Below are 21,545 nucleotides of genomic sequence, written 5' to 3' on the forward strand. Positions count from 1 at the left end.
ACCCACACCCCTGCAACTCGAAATCCTCGACCTGCTCGACGTCAATCCGCTGGAATGGTGCTGACGATCGCCGACCTGCGGAATACGGGCCTAGCGCTGGTCGACGATGCGCTTCATCTTGCCCATCGAGCGCTCCACGCCGTCGGGCTCGATGACCTCGATCGTGACGCTGACGCCGATGGTGTTCTTGATCGAGGTGGCCAGGTCGTGACCGGCCGAAGCGGCATCCGTGGCCGACACGGACGGGCGGCGTTCGACCTTGACCGTGAGCGCGTCCAGGCGCCCGGCTCGGGTCAGGACGCACTGGAAGTGGGGCGCCAGGGCCGGCGTCCGCAGGATCAGTTCCTCGATCTGGGTGGGGAAGAGGTTCACGCCCCGGAGGATGATCATGTCGTCGGTGCGGCCGGTGATCTTCTCCATGCGGCGCATGGGGCGTGCGGTGCCGGGGAGCAGCCGGGTCAGGTCGCGGGTGCGGTAGCGGACGACCGGCATGGCCTCCTTGGTCAGCGACGTGAAGACCAGTTCGCCGTACGAGCCGTCGGGCAGCACCTGGCCCGTGACCGGGTCGACGATCTCGGGGTAGAAGTGGTCCTCCCAGATGTGCGGGCCGTCCTTGGTCTCGACGCACTCGTTGGCCACGCCGGGGCCCATCACCTCGGACAGCCCGTAGACGTCGACCGCGTGCATGTCGAGGGTCTCCTCGATCTCCTGCCGCAGGTCCTGCGTCCACGGCTCGGCCCCGAAGATGCCCACCCGCAGCGACGTGGTCCGCGGGTCGACGCCCTGCCGGCGCATCTCGTCGACGATCGCCAGCATGTACGACGGCGTGACCATGATGATGTCGGGCTGGAAGTCCTGGATCAGCATCACCTGCCGCGGTGTCATGCCGCCGGACACCGGGATCACCGTGCAGCCGAGCTCCTCCGCCCCGTAGTGCGCGCCCAGACCCCCGGTGAAGAGCCCATATCCGTACGCGATGTGCACCCGATCGCCGGGCCGCCCGCCGGACGCCCGGATCGACCGGGCCATCAGGCGAGCCCAGGTGCGTACGTCGGCAAGGGTGTACCCGACGACCGTGGGCCGGCCGGTGGTGCCCGACGAGGCGTGGATCCGGGCGATGGACGTGCGCGGCACCGCGAACATGTCGAACGGGTAGTTCTCCCGCAGCGTCGCCTTGTGCGTGAACGGAAAACGCGCCAGATCCGATAGAGAGCGCAGATCAGAGGGGTGTACGCCGGCCGAGGCGAAGAGAGCGCGGTAGGCCGGCACGTTCTCGTACGCGTGCTGGAGCGACCATCGCAGCCGCGTGAGCTGGAGCGCGCGCAGTTCGTCGACCGACGCGCGTTCGATCGGTTCCAGATCTTCCTTGCGGGGAGTGCGATCTTCCACGGCTAGTCCCTCCTGACGCGCAGTCCTTCGAACGCCATCGTGACCACGGTGTCGGCAAGCGCCGTGGCCCCGCCACGCTTCGGCCGGTACCACTCGGTCAGCGAGTTGACCATGCCGAACAGCAGCTTCGCGGCCGTCGCGGGATCGACGTCGGCCCGCAGGTCACCGTCGGCCTGTGCCTGCTTGACCAGGTCGGTGGCCAGCGCGTCCAGCACCCGGCGGCGGTTCAGCGCTTCCTTCTCGACCCCGTTGTTCCCGCGTACGCGCAGCAGCAGCGTCACGAACTCGAGCCGGTCGGCCAGCACCAGCACACTGCGGCGGATCAACGTCTCGAGCCGCTCGACCGCGGGCGCCTCCATGTCGAGAACGAAGGATGCCGCCTCCTGCAGCCCGTCCAGCGCGTGATCGACGGCCATCCTGAGCAGGTCCTGCTTGCCGGTCACGTGGTGGTAGATGCTCGACTTGGTGATGCCGAGCGCCTCGGCCAGGTCGCCCATGCTGGTGGCTTCGTACCCACGCTCGTTGAACAGCCGCATCGCCGCGGTCAGCACCGCGCCTTGGTCGTGACCGGGGCGTCCGCGGCGGCGGGCCGGCGAATCGGTCATGACGCGATCACCCGGCTGCGGCCCCGGAACTCGGCGATCACATCGTCCCCACGGGTCACCGTGACGTCGTAGAGGCCGCTCCGCCCGCTGACGGCGCGTTCCGTTGCGACGGCGACCAGGACGTCGCCGACCCGCGCCGGCCGCAGGAAGCTGATGTCGGCCCCGGCCGCCACGGTCACCGGCCCATGGCTGTTGCAGGCGCAGGCGAAGGCCGTGTCGGCCAGCAGGAACACGTACCCGCCGTGGGCCAGCCCGTGGCCGTTGACCATGTTCTCCCCGACGGTCATACGAACCGAGGCCTGCCCATTTTCTGAAGAGAGCAGTTCCATGCCCAGCCCCTGCGAAGCCCGGTCGCGGGAGAACATGAGATGGGCCGCAGTCTGTGCCACCAACGCTCCCAGGGGTTGATAACCGAACGAACGGACGGTAGATAATGAGACAGCCAACCGCACAGGAGCGCAGATGACAACCCCCGCCGAGTGGTACGAGACCCATCGCGAATTGCTCGACCGGGCGGTCGCGGCGACGCGGACCCGTGACTACTGGTCCGCCTACCCGGAATCGCCCAGCAAGTCGGTGTACGGCGAGGAGGCCGCCCCGGCGGGGGAGAAGGCGTTCAAGGCCCGGCTCAACGCCGACTTCCCGCTCGGCGGGCCGGCGGCCGAGCGGGTCGCCACCGAGCGCTCGCCGTGGGGCTTCGACCTGGGCATCCGCTATCCGAAGGCGGACGCCGCGGCGCTGATCGCCGCGGCCCGGGCCGCCACACCGGCCTGGCGTGCCGTCGGGCCTCAGGGCCGGGCCGGCGTGGCGGCCGAGATCCTCCGGCGGATCAACGCCCGGTCGTTCGAGTTCGCCCAGGCCGTGCAACACACCACCGGCCAGGCGTTCGTGATGGCGTTCCAGGCCGGCGGCCCGCATGCTCAGGACCGCGGCCTCGAGGCGGTGGCGGCCGCGCTCGACGCGACCACGCGCGGGCCGGCCGAGGCGAGCTGGAGCAAGCCCCAGCGTGGCGGCGAGCCGCTGCGCATGACCAAGACCGCCACCGTGTCCGGCCGGGGCGTGGCCCTGGTGATCGGCTGCAACACGTTCCCCACCTGGAACTCGTACCCCGGCCTCTTCGCCTCTCTGGTCACCGGGAACCCGGTCATCGTCAAGCCCCACCCGGGCGCGGTCCTGCCGCTGGCGCTGACCGTGCTGATCGCCCGTGAGGTGCTGGCCGAGGCGGGTCAGAGCCCCGACCTGGTGTCGCTGGCCGCCGAGGCGCCCGGCGACGGCATCGCGGCCACCCTGGCCACCCACCCCGACGTGCGGATCGTCGACTTCACCGGCTCCAGCGACTTCGGCAACTGGCTCGAGGCGAACGCTCGCCAGGCCGTCGTCTACACCGAGAAGGCCGGGCTGAACACGGTCGTCGTCGACTCCACCGACGACTACAAGGCGCTGCTGCGCAACCTGTCGTTCTCGCTGTCGCTCTACAGCGGCCAGATGTGCACGACGCCGCAGAACATCCTGGTCCCGGCGGCCGGCGTGCGCACCGACGCGGGTGTGAAGTCGCCGGACGAGTTCGCGGCCGACCTGAGCACGGCGATCGACAAGCTGCTCGGCGACCCGGCGCGGGCGGCCGGCACGCTCGGCGCGATCGTCAACGACGGCGTGCTGTCCCGGCTGACCGAGGCCAGTGGCGCGGCCGGCGTGGTGCGGACGACCGGCGAGGTGGCCGACCCGCAGTGGCCGGAGGCGACGATCCGCACGCCGGTCGTGGTCAAGCTGGACGCGGCCGACGACAAGGTCTACACCCGGGAGTGGTTCGGCCCGGTGTCCTTCGTGATCACCACCGAGTCGACCGCGGCCGCCCTCGAGCTGTTCGTCGAGACCGTGCGCCACCACGGCGCCCTGACCGCCTCGGTCTACTCGACGTCGCCCGAGGTGATCGAGGCCGCCCGCGATGCCGCGCTCGACGCCGGCGTGCATCTGTCGGAGAACCTGCTGGGTGGCGTGTTCGTCAACCAGACCGCCGCCTTCAGCGATCTGCACGGCACCGGCGCCAACCCGGCGGCCACCGCCGCCTTGACGGACGATTGGTTCGTCAGTGGCCGGTTCTTCGTCCTCCAGTCAAGGCGGCATGATGCCTGAAGCATTTCTTGTTGGTGGGGTACGCACACCGCAGGGCAAGTACGGCGGGTCGCTCGCCGGCGTCCGCCCCGACGACCTCGCGGCGCTGGTGGTCGGCGAGGCGGTGCGGCGGGCGGGCGTACCCGAGGATGTGATCGACGAGGTGATCCTCGGGGCCGCGAACCAGGCGGGCGAGGACAACCGCAACGTCGCCCGGATGGCCGCGCTGCTGGCCGGGCTGCCCGACACGACGCCCGGCTTCACGGTCAACCGGCTCTGCGCGAGCGGCCTGACCGCGATCCAGGCCGCGGCCAACGCGGTGCGGGTGGGTGACGCCGACATCGTGGTGGCCGGCGGCGTCGAGTCGATGACCCGCGCGCCGTGGGTGATGGCCAAGCCCGGCACCCCGTGGGCGCGGCCGGGCGAGGTGGTCGACTCGGCGCTGGGCTGGCGGTTCACCAACCCGGTGTTCAAGCAGCGGGACAAGACCACGATCAGCATGGGCGAGACGGCTGAGGAGGTGGCCGCGCTCGACGGCATCACCCGGGCCGACAGCGACGCGTTCGCGCTGCGCAGCCACAACCGGGCCATCGCCGCGATCGACGCCGGAAAGTTCGAGTCGGAGATCGTCGCGGTCGGCGAGGTGAGCACCGACGAGATCCCGCGGCGGGGCTCGACCTTGGCGAAGCTGGGCACGCTCAAGCCGGTGTTCCGCAAGGAGGGCATCGTCACGGCCGCCTCGTCATCGCCGCTGTCCGACGGCGCGGCCGCGCTGATCGTGGCCAGCGAGGCCGCGGTCGAGCGGTACGGGCTGACGCCCCGGGCGCGCGTGGTGACCGCCGCCGCGGCCGGCGTTCCGCCGCACATCATGGGCATCGGCCCGGTCCCGGCCACCGAGAAGACCCTGGCCCGGGCCGGCTGGACCACCGGCGACCTCGACGCGATCGAGCTGAACGAGGCGTTCGCGGCCCAGTCGCTGGCCGTGATCCGGCGGCTCAAGCTGGACGACGAGCGGGTCAACGCGGACGGCGGGGCGATCGCGCTCGGCCACCCGCTGGGCTGCTCCGGCGCCCGCATCACGGTCACCCTGCTCGGCCGGATGGAACGCGAGGACGCCCGGCGCGGCCTGGCCACCCTGTGCGTCGGCGTCGGCCAGGGGCTGGCCATGCTGGTGGAGCGGGTATGACGGACCTGCCCGGGACGGTCGGGGTGATCGGTGGCGGCCGGATGGGCGCCGGGATCGCCCAGGTCTTCGCGGCCGGCGGCTCGGTCGTGACCATCGTCGAGCGCGATCCGGCGGCGGCCGCGGCGGCCCGCGACCGGGTGGCGATGGGCCTGCACCGGGCGGCGGCCAAGGAGACGCTCCCCACCACCCCCGGTGAGGTGCTGTCCCGGGTGTCCGTCGTCGACTCGGTGGGCGAGCTCGCACCGTGCGAACTCGTCGTGGAGGCCGTACCCGAGGATCTCGATCTGAAGCGGCAGGTGCTGGCGGCCGTGGGCGAGGCGGCGGTGCTGGCCACCAACACCAGCTCGCTGTCGATCGGCCGGCTGGCCTCGGCGGTGGGCGACCCGTCGCGCGTGATCGGCATGCACTTCTTCAACCCGGTGCCGGTCAGCGACCTGGTCGAGCTCGTGGTCGGCCCGGCGACGGCTCCGGCGGTGGTGGAGGCGGCGACGTCGTGGGTGGGCGCGCTCGGCAAGACCGCGATCTGCGTACGCGACACGCCCGGCTTCGCCACCAGCCGCCTCGGTGTGCTCCTCGGCCTGGAGGCGATCCGCATGGTGTCGGAGGGCGTCGCTTCACCGGCCGACATCGACAAGGCCCTCGAGCTGGGGTACGGGCACCCGATGGGCCCGCTGCGCACCACCGACCTGGTCGGGCTGGACGTGCGGCTCGCCATCGCATCACATCTGCACGCCGAGCTCGGCGATCGTTTCGCCCCGCCGCAGCTGCTGCGGGACAAAGTGGCGCGCGGCGAACTGGGCCGCAAGACCGGACAGGGGTTCTTCACGTGGTGAGCGCTTTCGAGGACACGATCGCTCGTGACCAGCGGATCGAGCCGCGGGACGAGATGCCCGACGCCTACCGGAAGACGATGATCCGGCAGATCGCCCAGCACGCGCACTCCGAGATCATCGGCATGCAGCCCGAGGGCGACTGGATCACCCGGGCGCCCACGCTGCGGCGCAAGGCGATCCTGCTGGCCAAGGTGCAGGACGAGGCCGGGCACGGGCTCTACCTCTACTCCGCCGCCGAGACGCTGGGCGCCGACCGCGGCGACCTGACGACCCGGCTGATCGAGGGCCGGCAGAAGTACTCGTCGATCTTCAACTACCCGACGCTGAGCTTCGCCGACGTCGGCGTGATCGGCTGGCTGGTCGACGGCGCCGCCATCTGCAACCAGGTGCCGTTGTGCCGCAGCTCGTTCGGGCCGTACGGCCGCGCCATGATCCGCATCTGCAAGGAGGAGAGCTTCCATCAGAGGCAGGGGTACGAGCTGCTGATGACCATGATGACGCGCGGCACCGACCGGCAGCGCGAGATGGTGCAGGACGCCACGAACCGCTGGTGGTGGCCGTCGCTGATGATGTTCGGCCCGCCCGACGGCGACTCGCCCAACACCGCGCAGTCGATGGCCTGGAAGATCAAGCGCCACACCAACGACGAGCTGCGCCAGCGCTTCGTCGACATGTCCGTGCCCCAGGCTCTTGCTCTGGGGGTCACGTTGCCCGACCCCGCTCTGAAGTGGAACGAGGAACGCGGCCACCACGACTTCGGTACGCCCGACTGGGACGAGCTGAAGCGCGTCATCTCCGGCGACGGCCCGATGAACGCCACCCGCGTTGCCCGGCGGCGCGCGGCCCACGAGGACGGCGCCTGGGTTCGCGAGGCGGCCGCGGCACACGCACGGAAGAAGGCGTCATGAACCACGAGTGGCCCCTGTACGAGGTGTTCGTACGCGCGAAGCGAGGGTTGAATCATGTGCACGTCGGCTCGCTGCGGGCGGCCGACCACACGATGGCGCTGCACCACGCGCGCGACCTCTACACGCGGCGCAACGAGGGCGTGAGCATCTGGGTGGTGCGTTCCGACGACGTGGCCGCCTCGGGCCCCGACGACAAGGAGCCGTACTTCGCGCCCAGCGGCGACAAGGCGTACCGGCACCCGACCTACTACGCCATCCCCGACTCCGTCCCGCATATCTGATGTCCTTCGACGACGCGTACGGTGCGCTCACCGACCACGACGACGACGCCCGCTGGGCGTACGGCACGGGTTTCGCCGACCCCCTGGCCGGCGTGCCCACTGCCTTCTCCCCGGCCGCCGACCGTCCCGCGCTGGCCTCGTACTGCCTGATGCTCGGCGACGACGCGCTGATCATGTCGCACCGGCTCCAGGAGTGGGTGACCCGCGCGCCCGAGCTCGAGGACGAGGTGGCGATCGCCAACATCGCGCTGGACCTGCTCGGCCAGGCCCGCCTGCTCCTGACCCGGGCCGGCGAGGCCCTGGGCGATGGCAATGAGGACGCGCTGGCCTACGGTCGCGGGCCGGCCGAGTTCCGGAACGTGCAGCTGGCCGAGCGGGCCGATCCCGATTTCGCCCACCTGGTCGCCCGGCTGCTGGCCTTCTCGACGTGGCGGCTGGCCGTGCTCGACCGCCTGCGTGACGCCGACGACCCGGTCCTGGCCGCGGTGGCCGCCAAGGCGGTCAAGGAGCTGACCTACCACCGCGAGTACGCCGCCCAGTGGGTCATCCGCCTCGGCGACGGCACCGACCTGTCCCGCGAACGCATGCAGTCGGCCGTGGACGCGTTGTGGCCGCTGCTCGCCGAGCTCGACCACGAACCGTCCCCGCTGGCCCCGAAGGACTGGCGCCCGGAGTTCGACGCCGTGATGGCTCACGTGTTGTCCACAGCCACCCTGACGGCGCCCGTGCCTGTGGACAACGTGGCCGAACCGTCAGACCCGAGCGCTACATTCTCGCCCACCCAGAGGGGTGGGGGCGGTGGCGGTGCGCGCGAAACCGAACTTGATCTTGAAGCGCCGGCTTCGAGCGCGCCGACCGGGCGGGACGGTGTGCACACGCCCGCGCTGGCCGAGGTGCTCGACGAGATGCAGAGCCTCGCGCGGTCGGTGCCGGGCGGTGTGTGGTGAGCCGGAACGCCGCCGAGGTGGCCGCCACGGTCACCGATCCGGAGATGCCGATGTTGACGCTCGCCGATCTCGGGGTGATCCGGGAGGTGCGCGAGGACGGTGACGGCGTGGTTGTCACGATCACGCCGACCTATTCGGGATGCCCGGCGATGGACGAGATCCGGGCCGATCTGCGGCGGGCGCTGGCGGGGGCGGGCTACCGCGAGGTCGAGGTCCGCACGGTGCTGGCGCCCGCGTGGACCACCGACTGGATCTCCGCGGAAGGCCGGGCCAAGCTCGCCGCCGCCGGGATCTCGCCGCCCGGCCAGGCGCCGCGCCGGCCGGCCGGGCCGGTTCCGCTGATGTTGGGTACGCCACGGCCGGCGATCGCCTGCCCGCAATGCGGGCACCCGGAGTCGGAGCAGATCGCCGCGTTCAGCGCCACCGCCTGCCGTGAGCTGCGGCGCTGCCCGGTGTGCCGGGAGCCGTTCGAGCACGTGAAGGAGATCTGACGTGGTGGTCCGCGAGTTCCACCCGCTGCGGGTCGCCGCGGTCGAGCGGCTCTGTGACGACGCCGTCGCGGTCACCTTCGACGTTCCGGCGGAGCTGGCCGGGCGCTATGCCTTCCGGGCCGGTCAGTCGCTGACCGTGCGCCGCCCGGATGACCCGTCCGACGAGCGCCGCACCTACTCGATCTGCGCCCCGGCCGGCGCCGCGCCCCGGATCGGGGTGCGTGAGGTGCCGGGTGGCATCGTGTCGACGTGGCTGGTGCAGGGCGTGCGCCCGGGTGATCTGGTCGACGTCGCGCCGCCGACCGGCAGCTTCACGCCAGACCTCGGCCGGTCCGGCCGGCACGTGCTGATCGGCGCCGGGTCCGGGATCACCCCGCTGCTCTCCATCGCCTCGTCCCTGCTGGGACAGCAGGCGCCGGAGACGCAGGTGTCGGTGATCTACGGGAACCGGCGGGCCGACACCGTGATGTTCGCCGAGGAACTGGCCGACCTGAAGGACCGCTATCCGTCCCGGCTCGAGCTCGTTCACCTGCTGTCGCGCGAGGCGCGGGAGGTCGACCTCCTCAGTGGGCGACTGGACGCGGCGAAGCTGCGTACCCTGCTGCCGCTCCTGATCGATGTCGAGGCCGTGGATCACTGGTGGCTGTGCGGGCCGTTCGGGATGGTGGTGGACGCCACCGAGGTGCTCGGCGCGGCGGGGGTGCCGGCCGAGCGGATCCACCGGGAGCTGTTCTGGGTCGACGAGATGCCGCCCGATGTGGTCCGGGTGGAGGAGGCCGGCGTCGGCAGCGAGGTGACCGTGCTGCTGGACGGGCGGTCGACGACGGTGACCGTGGGCGACGGCGACACCGTGCTGGAGGGGGCGCAGCGGGCCCGGCCCGACCTGCCGTTCGCGTGCAAGGGCGGGGTGTGCGGGACGTGCCGGGCGCGGGTCGTCGAGGGCGACGTGAAGATGCGGCGGAACTTCGCGCTCGAACCGCACGAGATCACAGCCGGTTACGTCCTCACCTGTCAGGCCACCCCATTGACGGAGGTCGTTGTCGTCGACTACGACGCCTGACGAGGAATACGCACGGCCGATGCAAGTGGTTCATCATGGGCCTGAGCTGTGGTTAAGTCCATAGCGGCCATCTGGCGGCACGGGATCCTGCGTACTCGGTGCAAGAAGTGTGCAACCGAGGAAGGAGTTCCGAATGCGACTACGCAAGGCAATCATGATCGCCGCGGCCGGCGTCGTGGTGGCTGGCGGTCTCGCGGTGGCGCCGTTGACGTTCGCGGCTGAGGCGCCCGGCAACGCATGCGCGGACGTGGAGATCATCGGCGCGCGGGCGTCGACCGAACGTCCCGGCTTCGGGGTGCTGCTCGGGCCGCTGGCCCGCACCCTCACCCAGGACCTGGACGTGACCGTACGGTCGACCGCGGTCGACTATCCGGCCACGCTGGGCAACTACAAAAACAGCGTGCGGCAGGGCGTCGCCGACATGGCGGCCAAGCTGGAGGCCACCGCGGCCCGGTGCGCCGACACCCGGTTCGTCCTGATGGGCTATTCACAAGGGGCGCAGGTCACCGGCGACGTGCTGGCCGGGGCGCGGGGCGGCCGGCCGGCCGTACCCGCCGCGGTCAGTGACCGGGTGGCGGCGGTCGTGCTGTTCGGCGACCCGACGTTCACCGCCGGGGAGTCGTTCAACGTCGCGCAGGGCAACAGGTCCGGCGTCTTCGCCCGGGGACGGGGCGAACTCGACGCGTTCGCGGACCGCACCCAGTCGTTCTGCAACCGGAACGACCGGTTCTGCCAGAGCGGGAACAGCCTCGCCGCGCACCTGAACTACAACGGGTCGCTCGACGAGGCCGCCGGCTTCGTGGCCTCGAAGGTCGGCTAGATCTAGCTGTTCGGGGCGGCCGCCAACGCCCCACCCCAGATACGGAGGTCACGGGCCTCCTCGGCGTAGCGGGCCAGAGCGTGCACGGTCTGCGGGCCGGCCACGCCGTCGGCGGCCAGGCCGACATGAGCCTGGAACGTGCGTACCTCGGCTTCCAGAGCCGCCGCACCCGGCGCGACCGGCACACCCAGGTCGTCGAACAGCGCGCGCAGCGAGGCGGGGTCGGCGCTCGGCGCCGGATCCGCGGTCCAGCCGATCAGGCCGCCGACCGCGTTGCCCATGACTCTCAGAACTCCTCGACCAGTCATGACTCAAGGATTGCCAGGCCGACCTGTGTACCGCCTCGGTCTGCGGTCTGCCGGAACCCGTAAGCACTGCGACTTTCGGCCTAGGGGACCAGCGGGAGAGCGGATTCAGCGGACTCACAGACGGCTCACAACGTGGTGACAACGCCCGGAGCGACTGTTGGTCTCATGACCGAGATGCTCACCCAGCCGCCGCGTTCCCACCGTCGTGACTCGTTGTGGCCGCGCCGGGTAGCCGGGGGCGCCGCCCTCCTCGCCCTGATCGGAGGCGGGGGAGTGGCCGGCGGCGTGATCGCCGACCGCTACACCGCCACCGAAGCCGCGGCCGCCACCCCGACCGCCGCCGGCGGCGCCGCCACCCCGATCGTCAACTCCGGCACCACGTCCAACCTGGCCGCCGTGGCCGCCAAGGTGTCACCGAGCATCGTCACCGTCCTGGTCGACGGCGCCCGCTCGTCGTCCCTGGGCTCGGGCGTGATCCTGAACGCGGACGGCCTGGTGCTCACCAACAACCACGTGATCGCCTCGTCGGCCGGCTCGACGGTCAGCGTCCGGCTCGCCGACGGGCGCACCGTACCCGCGAAGGTCGTCGCCGCCGACGCCACCCACGACCTCGCCCTGGTCCGGGCCACCGACGTGTCCGGCCTGACCCCGGCGACGTTCGCCACCGGCGACCCGGTCGCGGTCGGCGACACCGTGCTGGCCTTCGGCGCCCCGCTCGGCCTGGAGGGCACCGTGACCTCCGGGATCGTGTCGGCCCTGGACCGCAAGGTGGACACCGGCGAGGAGGCCCTGACCGGCCTGATCCAGACCGACGCCGCCATCAACGAGGGCAACAGCGGCGGCGCGCTGGTCGACACCTCCGGCCACGTGATCGGCATCAACGTGGCCATCGCGACCGCCGGCGACGGCTCCACCGGCAGCGTCGGAGTCGGCTTCGCGATCCCCTCGGGCACCGTCACCGAGGTGGTCAAGCGGCTGCAAGCCAGCGTTTGAGAGCCGTCCGCAGCTCGCCGACCGGCCGGGCCGAGCTCCACGCCACCTGACCGTCGGGCCGCAGCAGCACCGACTCGCCCGGGCCGTCATCCGTGACGACCCGGACGTGGTCCCCGGGCACGTCCCCGCCGAAGCCGCCACGGTCGATGAGCAGGAAGCCGCCGTCCCGGGTCAGCGTCGCGAGGCGCCGGCCGTCGGCGAGGGTGGTGTCGTAGGCCTGCGGCCCACCGGCGATCAGCTCGGCGATCCGGCGCAGGGCCGGCTCGTCCTCGAGCAGCTCGCCGAACAGCCGCCGCAGCGCGGTGATCTGCGGCCCCGGCCCGACGAGCACCGACTGCGCCATGGTGTGCATGACGACCCGCTCGGCGTACGGGCGGCGCTCCGCTTCGTACGTGTCGAGCAGTCCTTCCGGAGCCCGGCCCCCCACCTCGGCCGCCAGCTTCCACCCCAGATCGACCGCGTCCTGAAGCCCCAGGTTCAGGCCGGGCCCGCCGATCGCCGCATGCACATGCGCCGCGTCGCCCACCAGCAGCACCCGCCCCCGGCGATAGGTCTCGGCCAGCCGCGTGTTGCCGCCCACCGTGCGGCGCAGCAGATGCGGCCCGTCACCCGGCGGCTCCTCGATCTCGAGCGGCACCCCCAGCACCCGCTCGGCCGCCGCCACGATCTCGGCGATGGTCATCGGCTCGTCCCCCGCCGGCTCCCGATCGGTGACGCTGACCAGCCGCCGCCCGTCCGGGAACGGCGCGTACACGATCAGCCCCCGCTCGGTCCGGGTATGCCGGAACGGCGGCAGCACCCCGTACCCCGGCACCTCCAGCCCACCCTCGCGATGCAGCAGCCGCTCCGGAACGCCGACATGCGCCGCCCGCGACACCGTGTCATCACGCGTCACCCCCGGAAACCCGATCCCCGCCGCCTTCCGCACCACACTGCGCCCGCCGTCCGCCCCCACCAGCCAACGCGCGGCTATGTCTCCGTGGTCGGTCGTCACGACAACGTGATCGCCGTGCTGCACGAACCCCGTGACCCCTTCGCCGCGCCGGATCTCCACACCGAGCTCCCCGGCCCGGGCGGCGAGCATCTCCTCGATCCGCCGCTGCGGCGCCAGAATCGTGTAGACCGGATTGTCGCCGCCGAGCCGATGCAGCGGCAGCGGAAACGCCGCGAACATGTACTGCGGCAACGGTTCGGGCGGCTCGGCACTACCGGTGAGCCGCTCCAGCAGCCCGCGCCGGTCCAGCATCCGCACCACCTGCCCGGCCAGCCCGTTGGCCCGCTGCTCGGTCGTCGGCTCCGCGTTGCGTTCCAACACGAGCACGTTCGCGCCGTGAAGCGCCAGCTCACAGGCGGTCATCAGGCCGTTGGGCCCGGCGCCCGCCACCAGGACGTCGATCATGTTTCTTCCCCCTAGATCAAGGTCGATTTCGATGTACGTGCACAGCGGAGTTCCGTCATCACGGCCCCGGGCCGTAGGTGGTCCGGGCCATACCCGCCGCCGGGTTCTCCCGGTGGGTCACCCCGGTGGCCGCCGACCGTCCATAGGCGACCGCCGCCGGCTGTCCACAGGCAGCCGCCATCGGCTGACCACAAGCGGTCGTCGCCTGTCCACAGGCAGCTCGAATCGGCCGCTGCCTGTGGACAGCGCTCCATTTCGTCGTACTCATCGGCTACGTTCTGACCCACCCAGTGCCGGGGTGGGGGAGGTGGCGGTGCGCGCGCCGCCGCGTTTTTGATCTTGGGACGCCGCCGGTCAGCGCCGGGGCGGGCGGTGCGGGCGCTTGGTGCGCCGGTTCATGGCTGAGGCGTCTGCTCGGGTCGGCGGCCCGGCGGCGGCAGCCCCTCCGACAACAGGGTCAGGGCCGCCACCACCTGGTCGGTGATCGTGGTGGCGGCGTCGGCCCGCGGGTCGGTGGCCTGCGGACCGGCCATCCAGCGGTTCGTGGACGTGTTGATCGTGGCCATGACCGCCGCCGCGGTCAGATGCGGATAGAGGTCCCGGCCGAGTTCGGTCCCGGTGCGTTCGGCGATCACCTCGGCCAGCTTGGCTTCGGCCCGGATGCCGGCGCGCGAGAACTCGGCCTGATGGGCCGGATGTTCGACCATCACCCGCACACCGGCCAGCCAGCGTTCCCGATCCAGTGCGACATCCGGCCCGCGACGGCCGAGCCCGTCGGGCGCGGAAGGCGAGGCGGCTGCGGAAGGCGACCCCGCCGCGGAAGATGAGTCGGGCCCGGAAAGCGAGCCTGCGGCGGAAGTTGAGTCAGGCCCGGAAAGCGACCCGGCGGCGGAAGGTGCCTCAGGCCCGGAAGGCGACCCAAGCCCGGAAGATGAATCAGGCCCGGAAGTTGAGCCAGGCCCGGAAGGCGACCCGTCAACCGGCAGTTCCGGCGCCGGCTGCATGATGCCGACGACGGCCGCCCGCAGCGCGTCCCACAGGGGCTCGGCGGGTGGGCGGTGGCGCAGGTTGTCGGCCAGGAGCAGGTAGCGGTCGAGATGCCGGGCCGCGATCGCCTCGCCCTTGCTGGAGAAGTAGTTGTTGAACGTCCGCGGCGACACCCCGGCGGCGGCCGCGATGTCGTCGACCAGGACGTTGTCCCAGCCGCGCTCGACCGTCAGCCGCACCGCGGCCCAGCTGAGCGCGGCCCGCGTCGCCTGCTTCTTGTCCTCACGCAATCCCACGCGAACCAGGCTAGCAAAAAATGCGTGCCACGCAAAGATGCGTGGCACGCACAATTGCTAGCCGGCCAGATGACCCCAGCGGTCCTCGAGTTCGCGCCACGGGCCCTGCGCCTCGACGCGACCGCCGATCAGGACCACCACATGGTCGGCCTGGACCAGGGCCGCCCGCTTCGACGTCGAGCCGACCACGGTCACCCCGTGTTCGCGGAGCGCCCGCCACAGCTCCAGCTCGGTGGTGACATCCAGGGCGGACGACACGTCGTCGGCGATCAGCAGCTCGGTGCGGGGCGCCAGGGCGCGCGCCAGGGCCAGCCTCTGCAGCTGGCCGCCGGAGAGGCGCGTCCCCTTGTGCCCGATCAGCAGCTGCAGGCCACCGCCGGCGGCGGCCAGGTCGTGTTCGAGCTGGGCCGTGCTCACCGCGTCTTCGGCGTTCACCGAGTGGCCGAGCTGGATGTTGTCGGCCACCGTGCCGGAGAGCACCCGGGGCAGCTGGGCGACGTACCCGACCTGGTTCGGCCGCAGGAACACCTCGGGCTGGTCGACCGGCTGGTCGTTCCAGGCGAGCCGGCCGGTGTGGTGGACGATGCCGGCCAGCGCCCGCAGCAGCGAGGACTTGCCGCTGCCGACCGGGCCGACGACCAGCACCAGCTGTCCGCGGGACACGGTCAGGTCGACGTCCTGCACGCCGACCGTGCCGTTCTCGTGCACCGCGCTGAAGCCGGTGAGGGTCAGCCGGTCGAGCGGGTTGCGGTCGGCCGACGGCGGCGCGGGCGCCGTACCCGTCGCGATGTCGACGCCGGGCACCGCCGATGAGTAGGCCGACTCCCCGGACATCGCCACCGTGCGGCGGGTCCAGACGCGGGCCGACGGGAAGTGGGACACCAGCGACGCCGCGACCCAGGCGAACCAGCGCGCGCTGCCGAGCGTGGCCACCGCGATCAGCGTGGCCGGCGCGGACAGGTCGCCGGCCAGGTAGAGCGCCCACGCCGCGACCGGCAGCAGCCCGCTGAGCACCGACGGCGTCGACCGCGCCCACACCTGGATGGAGATCTCCTTGCGCTGCTTGAGGCTGCGGTCGGCGTCCAGGTCGGCGAGGTGGTCGAGCACCGGTCCGGTGGCGCCGGCCAGTTTGACCGTACGGGCGGCCGACAGCGAACTGACCAGCGAGGTCGCGAACGCCGCGCGGGCCGCCACCGTACGCCGGGCGGCCGACTCGAGCCGGGGACCGAACAGCGTGGCGGTGAGACCGGAGACGAGCAGCGTGCCGATGAAGAACAGCGCCGGCACGTAGCTCCCGGACGCCCAGGTCATCGCCACGATGACCAGCACGCTCATGGTCAGGTCGATGGTGTTGTCGGCCAGCATGACCACGCGTTCGGTGTCGCCGCCGTGCGCGACCACCTCGGCCGGCGTGTACTTGCTGACCCGTCGCGGCCCGATCTGCCCGTGTACCAGGCGCATGCTGATCCGCAGCATCTGCCGCACCCACCACTCGGGGAACCAGGCGCCGGTGTAGAACAGCGTCGGGATCGCCACGATCAGCCCCACCGCGATGCCGATGGCGGGGTAGAGCGGGTCACCGACGCCGTCGACGACGTTGGCCCAGAGCAGCGGCAGGATCGCGCCGTCCAGGCCGAGCAGCACCAGGACGGCGAAGAAGGCCACGGCGGCCAGCCCGTACCGCGGGTCGTTGGTGGCCAGCCGGATGATCTCGCGCAGCGTATGGGCCTGGGGTGGTTCCGGCAGCGGCGGCGGCTCGGCCTTGGGCAGGGTGTTGACCAGCGCGTCGGCGCCCACCTCGGACTCGAGGTCGGCGTCCCAGTCGCGTTCGGCCAGCATCACGCCGCCGCCCGGACCGCCGGCCGGCACGGCCGCGTTGCTGGTGGCGAGCAGGTCGGCGAAGCGGCGGGAGGTTCGCAGCGGCCCGGCCTCGAGCACCTCGCCGTCGGCCAGCACGACGACCTCGTCGCAGCGCTGCACCGAGGACAGCCGGTGTGCCACGATCACGCCGATGCGGCCCTCGAGGAGCCGGTCGGTGGCCCGTTGCACCCACGACTCGGTGACCGGGTCCATCCGGGCGGTCGCCTCGTCGAGGATCACCACGTGTGGATCGCGCACCAGGATCCGCGCGAACGCGACCAGCTGCTCCTGCCCGGCCGACAGCTTGTAGCCGCCCTCGCCGAGCCGGGTCTCGATGCCGTCCGGAAGGCTCGCCACCCACGGGGTGAGCCCGAGCTCGGCCACCGCCGCGCCGGAGCGGTGTTCCAGCTCGCGGTCGAACAGCGCGATGTTCTCGGCCAGCGTCCCGGCCAGGATGTCGGTGCGTTGCGGCACGATCGCGGTGAACCGGCGCAGGCCCTCGATGTCGAGGTCGTTGATGTCGGCGCCGGCCAGGAAGACGGTGCCGCGCGGCACGTCCACGGCCCGGGTCAGAATCTTGGCCAGGGTCGATTTGCCCGATCCGGTGCGGCCGATCAGCGCGTACGAGCGGCCGCGCGCGAAGGTCAGCGAGACGTCGCGGAGCGCCGGCGGGCGACCGGAGTCGGACTCCCCGTACCGGAAGGTCAGGCCTCGCACCTCGATGTCGCCGTCCGGGGGCTGCAGGCCGCCGGTCGGCTCCTGCGGCACCTGGCGCAGCAGCTGCACCCGGCTCCAGGCGCCGAGCGCGTTCTGCAGCTCGGGCACCATCCGGGTGACGTGTTCCAGGGTGCCGCCGAAGCCCAGCGCCAGCAGCCACACGGCGGTCAGCCGGGCCCCGTCGATCAGGCCTGCGACCAGGGCCATCGCACCCCCGACAACGAGGACCGCGATGAGCGTACGGGTGATCGCGCCGGCGCCCATCGTGATGCGCGACGACCGCCGCCACACCCGGCGTCCCCGGGTCAGCACCTCACGGGCCCGCAGCGCGTAGAGCTTGCGGACGTACGGCGCGGCCAGGCTCGTACGCACATCGTCCTGGCCGTGGATCGCCTCCTCCATCACCGCGGCCAGGTCGGACCAGGCCTCCTCCTCGGCGATCCGGGCCGGTCCGATGCGCGCGATGGGCTTGCGCATGGTCCACACGAGCAGCAGCGAGACCAGGACCATGCCGAGGCCGGCCGGCCACCAGACGATGAACGCGGTGACGATCGACATGGTCGCCACCGCGAGGGACTGGATGATCCGGACGCCGCTGCCGCGCATCTCGGAGCCGACCTGGTAGACGTCGCTGTCGATGCGGTCGAGCAGCTCGCCGACCGGGGTGTTGTCGAGCGTCGGCAGGTCTTGGCCGAAGGCGACCCGGTTGAGGCCGCGGCGGGCCCGGGCCGCCCAGTCGGCGGTGAGCCCGGCCGCGATCAGCCCGACCGCGACATCGCCCAGCACGGACACCACGAGAGCGCCGGCGAGCAGCGCGAACATGGTTGTCGACCGAGCGACGAGCACGCCGCCGGCGAGCGCCAGGGCGCCGGCCTGACCGATGGCGCCGAGCAGGACCAGGACCCCGATCATGAGGGTCCGGAGCGCGGACGTGTCCCAGAGGTCACGAAGCAGGCGCATGCGGAGCTCCTCACGAAGAACGGGCGGTGTGTCCATCCTGCGGGGGCGGGGAGAGCGCTTCAACGGAATTACGGGGCGGGCGACTGTCACGCGTGTCACGATCGTCCGTTCGAAGTTGATCTTTTCTCGCGCGCGTCGCCGCCCCCACCCCCACCCCTTTGGGTGGGCGTGGAAGGTATCGCGCGGGTACGACAGTTTCGTGGTGTCATCCACAGGAGGCGCCGGCTGTGGATGACGGGGTGGTGGGTGCGGTGATCGACGTTCCGGCGGCGGTGGTGGCCAAGGCGCGGCTCGCGGACGCGCAGGGCTGGCTCGACGGGCTGCCGGCGCTGGTCGACGAGCTTTCGGCGCGCTGGGGGCTGACGACCGGCCGGGTCTTCGGGGACGGCACCGAGGCGTATGTCGTCGAGGCGACACGGGCGGACGGCACGCCCGCGGTGCTCAAGCTGGTCGTGCCCCGGCTCGGGAACGACGCGCGGGACGAGATCACGGTGCTGCGGCTGGCCGCGGGTGAGGGCTGCGCGAGGTTGCTGGCGGCCGACGAGGGGTGCGGCGCGCTGCTCCTGGAGCGTCTGGGGAGATCGCTGTACGAGCTGGAGCGCCCGCTTCCGGAACGGTTGGTGATCCTGGCCGGCGCCGCCCGGAAGGTGTGGCGGCCGGCCACCGGGCTGCGTTCGGGGGCGGAGAAGGGGCGGTGGCTGATCGAGTTCGTCCGGCGGCGCTGGGTGGAGCTGGACCGGCCGTGTGCCGAACGTACGGTTGAGCACGCGATCGCCGCCGCCGGGAGCCGCGTCCGGGCGCATGACCCCGAGCGGGCCGTGCTGGTTCACGGCGACGTGCACCAGTGGAACGCCCTCGAGGCGGGCGACGGCTTCAAGCTGGTCGACCCGGACGGGCTGATCGCCGAGCCGGAGTACGACCTGGGCGTGCTGATGCGCGAGGACCCGGTCGAGCTGATGTCCGGTGACCCGTGGGACCGCGCGCATCGGCTGGCCGAGCACACCGGCACCGACGCCACGGCGATCTGGGAGTGGGGTGTCGTCGAACGCGTCTCGACGGGGCTGGTCCTCGCCGGTATCGGCCTGCAGCCCCTGGCGAGCGAGATGCTGGGGGCGGCCGACGAGATCAGCCGCCGGGCCGGCTGAGTCTGGGCCGGCCGTCGACCTGGCTACGGCCGCGGGGCCGGTTCGTCTTGCGCGCGGGCGGCCTAGGTGGGGAGCGAGCCCTCCGACCGCAGGGTGAGGACGGTGATCTCGCTGGGGGCGAAGACGCGGAACGGCGGGCCCCAGAAGCCGGTGCCACGGCTGGTGTAGAGCTGGGTGCGCTCGCCGTGCCGGGTCAGGCCCTGCAGGGACGGCTGGTCGGTGCGGACCAGGTAGTGGAACGGCCAGATCTGGCCGCCGTGGGTGTGGCCGGAGATCTGCAGGTCGACGCCGTGCTCGACGGCGCCGCCGATCATCTGGGGCTGGTGTGCCAGCAGCAGGATCGGCAGGGCGGGGTCGGCGCCGGCCAAGGCGGCCGTGTGGTCGGCCTGGTGGCCGGGCAGGCCGGAGCCGCCGGCGGTGCGGTCGTCGACACCGGCGACGATCAGCTGGTCGCCGCCGCGGGACACCACGATGTGCCGGTTGTGCAGCGTCTCCCAGCCGAGGGCCTCCATGTGCTCGACCCAGCCGAGGGCGCCGGAGAAGTACTCGTGGTTGCCGGTGACGTAGACCCGGGCCAGCGAGGCCCGCGCGTCGGCCAGCGGCGCCGCCTGGGAGAGCCGCTGCTGCACGGAACCGTCGGCGATGTCGCCGGTGTGCGCGACAACATCCGCGTCCAGCGTGTTCACCACGTCGATCACGCCGCGGGACCAGCGGGTGCGGTTGATCGGGCCGTAGTGGGTGTCGGTCAGCAGCACCACACGCAGCCCGTCCAGGCCGGGCCCGAGCCGCGGCACCACCACGTCGACCGATCGGACGCGCGAGACGCGTATCGCTTCGGCGTACCCCCAGAGGAGCAGGACCAGCGCGATCACCGCGACCACCACGGTGACGACGCGGGAGCGGACCGGGTCGGCGACGCCGCCGATCGCGAGCGCGGCGCGGAGCAGCAGGCTCAGCACCGACCAGGTGAACAGCACCCAGACCACGCCCAGGCTGGTGTCGGCGGCGATCGCCGCGCCGTCGCGGTGGCCGCCGCCGTGACCGCGCACCATCAGGATCGGGAAGCTCACCGCCCACAGCGCCCACACCACGGTCAGCACCACGAAGACCGGCGCCGGCCAGTCGTTGCCGGCGGCCACCAGCGTCCACCACGAGGTGCCGAACAGCAGCAGGGCCGCCGCCGTGATGATCAGCGAGAAGATCACCGCACGGGAGGACCGGCGCGGGCGCGGCGGTGTCTCGACCGCTTCACTGGGGGTGGTCACCCGCCGAAGCGTACGCGGGATAGACGGCCTGCGAGGCGGGGAGCCCGGGCCAGCGCTCGCGCAGGTCCCGCTCGGTGCGCGCGAAGCGGGCGGCCAGCCGGGGGAGCACCCCGTCGGTCGCGGTCACTCCCAGCCGCAGCGTGTCGAGCAGCTGGCCGCGCCGGGAGTAGCCCATCGGGTGCGGGGCATCGGCGGCGATCAGCTTCGGCAGGCGCCGCAGCCGGATGATCGTCCAGGCGCCGACCGCCGCGGCCACGCCCTCGGCCCACGCGCGGTCGGCCACCCGGCCGGTCACGCGACGATAGGCCGACTCGGCGCGATCGCTGACGAACGCCGGCACCCGCGCCCAGCACGCCCCGCCGTAGAACGGCAGCCGGAAATGCACCACGTCCAGCAGCGGATGATGGGCGGCGGCGTCCTCGAAGTCGAGCAGCCGCGCGCGGCCGCCGGTGATCCGGCAGTTCTGCGGGCCGAGGTCGCCGTTGGACAGCACCATCGGTCCGGACCGCAGGATCTCGCGCACCTCGTCGAGGCCCGGCGTGTCCAGGTACCTCCACGCCGGGAGGGCGCCGGCCTGGTCGAGCGTCGCGACGTGCATCCGGCCGACCGCCTCGGCCAGCGCCACGAAGCCGGCCGTGGCCGCAGCGGCCGAGGAGCCGACCAGCAGGTCCTCCAGCGCCGGTCCGTCGCCGAGATCCTCCAGCACGAGCAGGCCGGCGCTGTCGTCGGTGGCCAGCAGCCGCGGCCCGGCGTCGCAGCCCAGCTCGGCCAGCAGCAGCAGGGCGGTCAGCTCACGGTGGAAACCGTCGCGGCGGCGGGCGTCGCCGGGCGGGCGGCGCATCTTCACGATCACCGTGCGGCCGTCGTCGGCCGTGCAGCGCAGCACCCGGGGGTTGACCGCGATCGCGTTCGACCAGCCCTCGGTCACCGGCCGCGCCGACGCCATGGTGACGCTGGCGCCGCCCGGCAGGTCCATGCCGGTG

20 protein-coding genes are annotated in these 21,545 nt (G+C 72.2%); 11 read left to right on the forward strand and 9 right to left on the reverse strand.

The genetic code is table 11. From position 1 onward, the window contains the following. Positions 1–90 precede the first annotated feature (90 nt). The 3 genes from paaK to paaI are packed head-to-tail and all read right to left on the reverse strand — an operon-like array spanning position 91 to position 2,359. Positions 91–1,389: a phenylacetate--CoA ligase PaaK gene (paaK, locus tag AB0M54_RS31605; protein ID WP_364475337.1), complete on the reverse strand. Its 1,299-nt coding sequence runs from the start codon at positions 1,387–1,389 to the stop codon at positions 91–93. Between the two features lie 2 nt (positions 1,390–1,391). Next, entirely contained in the window at positions 1,392–1,994 is a 603-nt protein-coding gene (locus AB0M54_RS31610) for a TetR/AcrR family transcriptional regulator (protein WP_364475339.1), read from the reverse strand. Then, the gene (paaI, locus tag AB0M54_RS31615) at positions 1,991–2,359 is read right to left on the reverse strand and encodes a hydroxyphenylacetyl-CoA thioesterase PaaI (RefSeq protein ID WP_364323261.1); all 369 of its coding nucleotides are present in this window, start codon (positions 2,357–2,359) and stop codon (positions 1,991–1,993) included. The genes AB0M54_RS31610 and paaI overlap by 4 nt, the downstream gene beginning before the upstream one ends. Positions 2,360–2,456: 97 nt before the next feature. Between paaI and paaN the strand changes: the two genes are divergently transcribed. The 9 genes from paaN (at position 2,457) to AB0M54_RS31660 (ending at position 10,632) form a co-directional block, all read left to right on the forward strand. After that, positions 2,457–4,127, forward strand: a complete 1,671-nt coding sequence (gene paaN, locus AB0M54_RS31620; protein WP_364475341.1) for a phenylacetic acid degradation protein PaaN — start codon at positions 2,457–2,459, stop codon at positions 4,125–4,127. Continuing rightward, positions 4,120–5,292, forward strand: coding sequence for a thiolase family protein (locus tag AB0M54_RS31625; protein WP_364475343.1), 1,173 nt, complete (start codon positions 4,120–4,122; stop codon positions 5,290–5,292). The genes paaN and AB0M54_RS31625 overlap by 8 nt, the downstream gene beginning before the upstream one ends. Beyond that, a complete protein-coding gene (locus AB0M54_RS31630; protein ID WP_364475344.1) occupies positions 5,289–6,125 on the forward strand; it encodes a 3-hydroxyacyl-CoA dehydrogenase family protein in 837 nt (278 codons plus the stop codon). The genes AB0M54_RS31625 and AB0M54_RS31630 overlap by 4 nt, the downstream gene beginning before the upstream one ends. Beyond that, positions 6,119–7,033, forward strand: a complete 915-nt coding sequence (paaA, locus tag AB0M54_RS31635) for a 1,2-phenylacetyl-CoA epoxidase subunit PaaA (RefSeq protein ID WP_364322880.1) — start codon at positions 6,119–6,121, stop codon at positions 7,031–7,033. The genes AB0M54_RS31630 and paaA overlap by 7 nt, the downstream gene beginning before the upstream one ends. Continuing rightward, positions 7,030–7,314 (forward strand): 1,2-phenylacetyl-CoA epoxidase subunit PaaB, encoded by a 285-nt coding sequence (gene paaB, locus AB0M54_RS31640; RefSeq protein ID WP_364475345.1) that lies wholly within the window; start codon positions 7,030–7,032, stop codon positions 7,312–7,314. The genes paaA and paaB overlap by 4 nt, the downstream gene beginning before the upstream one ends. Next, complete coding sequence (paaC, locus tag AB0M54_RS31645) at positions 7,314–8,261, forward strand: 1,2-phenylacetyl-CoA epoxidase subunit PaaC (RefSeq protein WP_364475346.1); 948 nt, start codon at positions 7,314–7,316, stop codon at positions 8,259–8,261. Before paaB ends, paaC begins: the two co-directional genes overlap by 1 nt. Further along, positions 8,258–8,752, forward strand: coding sequence for a 1,2-phenylacetyl-CoA epoxidase subunit PaaD (gene paaD, locus AB0M54_RS31650; protein ID WP_364475347.1), 495 nt, complete (start codon positions 8,258–8,260; stop codon positions 8,750–8,752). Before paaC ends, paaD begins: the two co-directional genes overlap by 4 nt. 1 nt (position 8,753) lies before the next feature. Further along, on the forward strand, positions 8,754–9,812 hold the full coding sequence (paaE, locus tag AB0M54_RS31655; RefSeq protein WP_364475348.1) for a 1,2-phenylacetyl-CoA epoxidase subunit PaaE: 1,059 nt from the start codon (positions 8,754–8,756) through the stop codon (positions 9,810–9,812). A gap of 133 nt (positions 9,813–9,945) precedes the next feature. After that, positions 9,946–10,632, forward strand: a complete 687-nt coding sequence (locus AB0M54_RS31660) for a cutinase family protein (RefSeq protein WP_364475349.1) — start codon at positions 9,946–9,948, stop codon at positions 10,630–10,632. Between the two features lie 2 nt (positions 10,633–10,634). Here the strand turns inward: AB0M54_RS31660 and AB0M54_RS31665 are convergent, their stop codons facing one another. Then, the gene (locus tag AB0M54_RS31665; protein ID WP_364322892.1) at positions 10,635–10,913 is read right to left on the reverse strand and encodes a peptidoglycan-binding domain-containing protein; all 279 of its coding nucleotides are present in this window, start codon (positions 10,911–10,913) and stop codon (positions 10,635–10,637) included. Between the two features lie 192 nt (positions 10,914–11,105). Between AB0M54_RS31665 and AB0M54_RS31670 the strand changes: the two genes are divergently transcribed. After that, positions 11,106–11,933 carry a trypsin-like peptidase domain-containing protein gene (locus tag AB0M54_RS31670; RefSeq protein ID WP_364475350.1) on the forward strand — a complete coding sequence of 276 codons (828 nt, stop codon included), beginning with the start codon at positions 11,106–11,108 and terminating at the stop codon, positions 11,931–11,933. Here AB0M54_RS31670 and AB0M54_RS31675 read toward each other — a convergent pair. From AB0M54_RS31675 to AB0M54_RS31685, 3 genes are all read right to left on the reverse strand, one after another. Next, on the reverse strand, positions 11,908–13,332 hold the full coding sequence (locus tag AB0M54_RS31675; RefSeq protein WP_364475351.1) for an FAD-dependent oxidoreductase: 1,425 nt from the start codon (positions 13,330–13,332) through the stop codon (positions 11,908–11,910). The genes AB0M54_RS31670 and AB0M54_RS31675 overlap by 26 nt on opposite strands. A 395-nt stretch (positions 13,333–13,727) precedes the next feature. After that, the gene (locus tag AB0M54_RS31680) at positions 13,728–14,615 is read right to left on the reverse strand and encodes a TetR family transcriptional regulator (protein WP_364475352.1); all 888 of its coding nucleotides are present in this window, start codon (positions 14,613–14,615) and stop codon (positions 13,728–13,730) included. Between the two features lie 57 nt (positions 14,616–14,672). Continuing rightward, on the reverse strand, positions 14,673–18,152 hold the full coding sequence (locus AB0M54_RS31685) for an ABC transporter ATP-binding protein/permease (protein WP_364475353.1): 3,480 nt from the start codon (positions 18,150–18,152) through the stop codon (positions 14,673–14,675). Positions 18,153–18,379: 227 nt separating this feature from the next. Here AB0M54_RS31685 and AB0M54_RS31690 point away from each other — a divergent pair, with 227 nt between their 5' ends. After that, positions 18,380–19,297, forward strand: a complete 918-nt coding sequence (locus AB0M54_RS31690; RefSeq protein ID WP_364475354.1) for an aminoglycoside phosphotransferase family protein — start codon at positions 18,380–18,382, stop codon at positions 19,295–19,297. Positions 19,298–19,359: 62 nt separating this feature from the next. Here AB0M54_RS31690 and AB0M54_RS31695 read toward each other — a convergent pair whose 3' ends face one another. Beyond that, positions 19,360–20,562, reverse strand: coding sequence for a metallophosphoesterase (locus AB0M54_RS31695; protein WP_364475355.1), 1,203 nt, complete (start codon positions 20,560–20,562; stop codon positions 19,360–19,362). Beyond that, positions 20,546–21,538, reverse strand: a complete 993-nt coding sequence (locus tag AB0M54_RS31700) for a phosphotransferase (RefSeq protein ID WP_364322910.1) — start codon at positions 21,536–21,538, stop codon at positions 20,546–20,548. Before AB0M54_RS31700 ends, AB0M54_RS31695 begins: the two co-directional genes overlap by 17 nt. Between the last annotated feature and the right edge of the window lie 7 nt (positions 21,539–21,545).

It is taken from the genome of Actinoplanes sp. NPDC051470, from assembly GCF_040682035.1.
Classification (GTDB): Bacteria; Actinomycetota; Actinomycetes; order Mycobacteriales; family Micromonosporaceae; genus Actinoplanes.

Coding starts and splice junctions, on each gene's coding strand:
- AB0M54_RS31610 (WP_364475339.1), bottom strand. CDS start 1,994: ATGACCGATTCGCCGGCCCGCCGCCGCGGACGCCCCGGTCACGACCAA.
- paaI (WP_364323261.1), bottom strand. CDS start 2,359: ATGTTCTCCCGCGACCGGGCTTCGCAGGGGCTGGGCATGGAACTGCTC.
- paaN (WP_364475341.1), top strand. CDS start 2,457: ATGACAACCCCCGCCGAGTGGTACGAGACCCATCGCGAATTGCTCGAC.
- AB0M54_RS31625 (WP_364475343.1), top strand. CDS start 4,120: ATGCCTGAAGCATTTCTTGTTGGTGGGGTACGCACACCGCAGGGCAAG.
- AB0M54_RS31630 (WP_364475344.1), top strand. CDS start 5,289: ATGACGGACCTGCCCGGGACGGTCGGGGTGATCGGTGGCGGCCGGATG.
- paaB (WP_364475345.1), top strand. CDS start 7,030: ATGAACCACGAGTGGCCCCTGTACGAGGTGTTCGTACGCGCGAAGCGA.
- paaC (WP_364475346.1), top strand. CDS start 7,314: ATGTCCTTCGACGACGCGTACGGTGCGCTCACCGACCACGACGACGAC.
- AB0M54_RS31660 (WP_364475349.1), top strand. CDS start 9,946: ATGCGACTACGCAAGGCAATCATGATCGCCGCGGCCGGCGTCGTGGTG.
- AB0M54_RS31665 (WP_364322892.1), bottom strand. CDS start 10,913: ATGGGCAACGCGGTCGGCGGCCTGATCGGCTGGACCGCGGATCCGGCG.
- AB0M54_RS31670 (WP_364475350.1), top strand. CDS start 11,106: ATGACCGAGATGCTCACCCAGCCGCCGCGTTCCCACCGTCGTGACTCG.
- AB0M54_RS31675 (WP_364475351.1), bottom strand. CDS start 13,332: ATGATCGACGTCCTGGTGGCGGGCGCCGGGCCCAACGGCCTGATGACC.
- AB0M54_RS31685 (WP_364475353.1), bottom strand. CDS start 18,152: ATGCGCCTGCTTCGTGACCTCTGGGACACGTCCGCGCTCCGGACCCTC.
- AB0M54_RS31700 (WP_364322910.1), bottom strand. CDS start 21,538: ATGGACCTGCCGGGCGGCGCCAGCGTCACCATGGCGTCGGCGCGGCCG.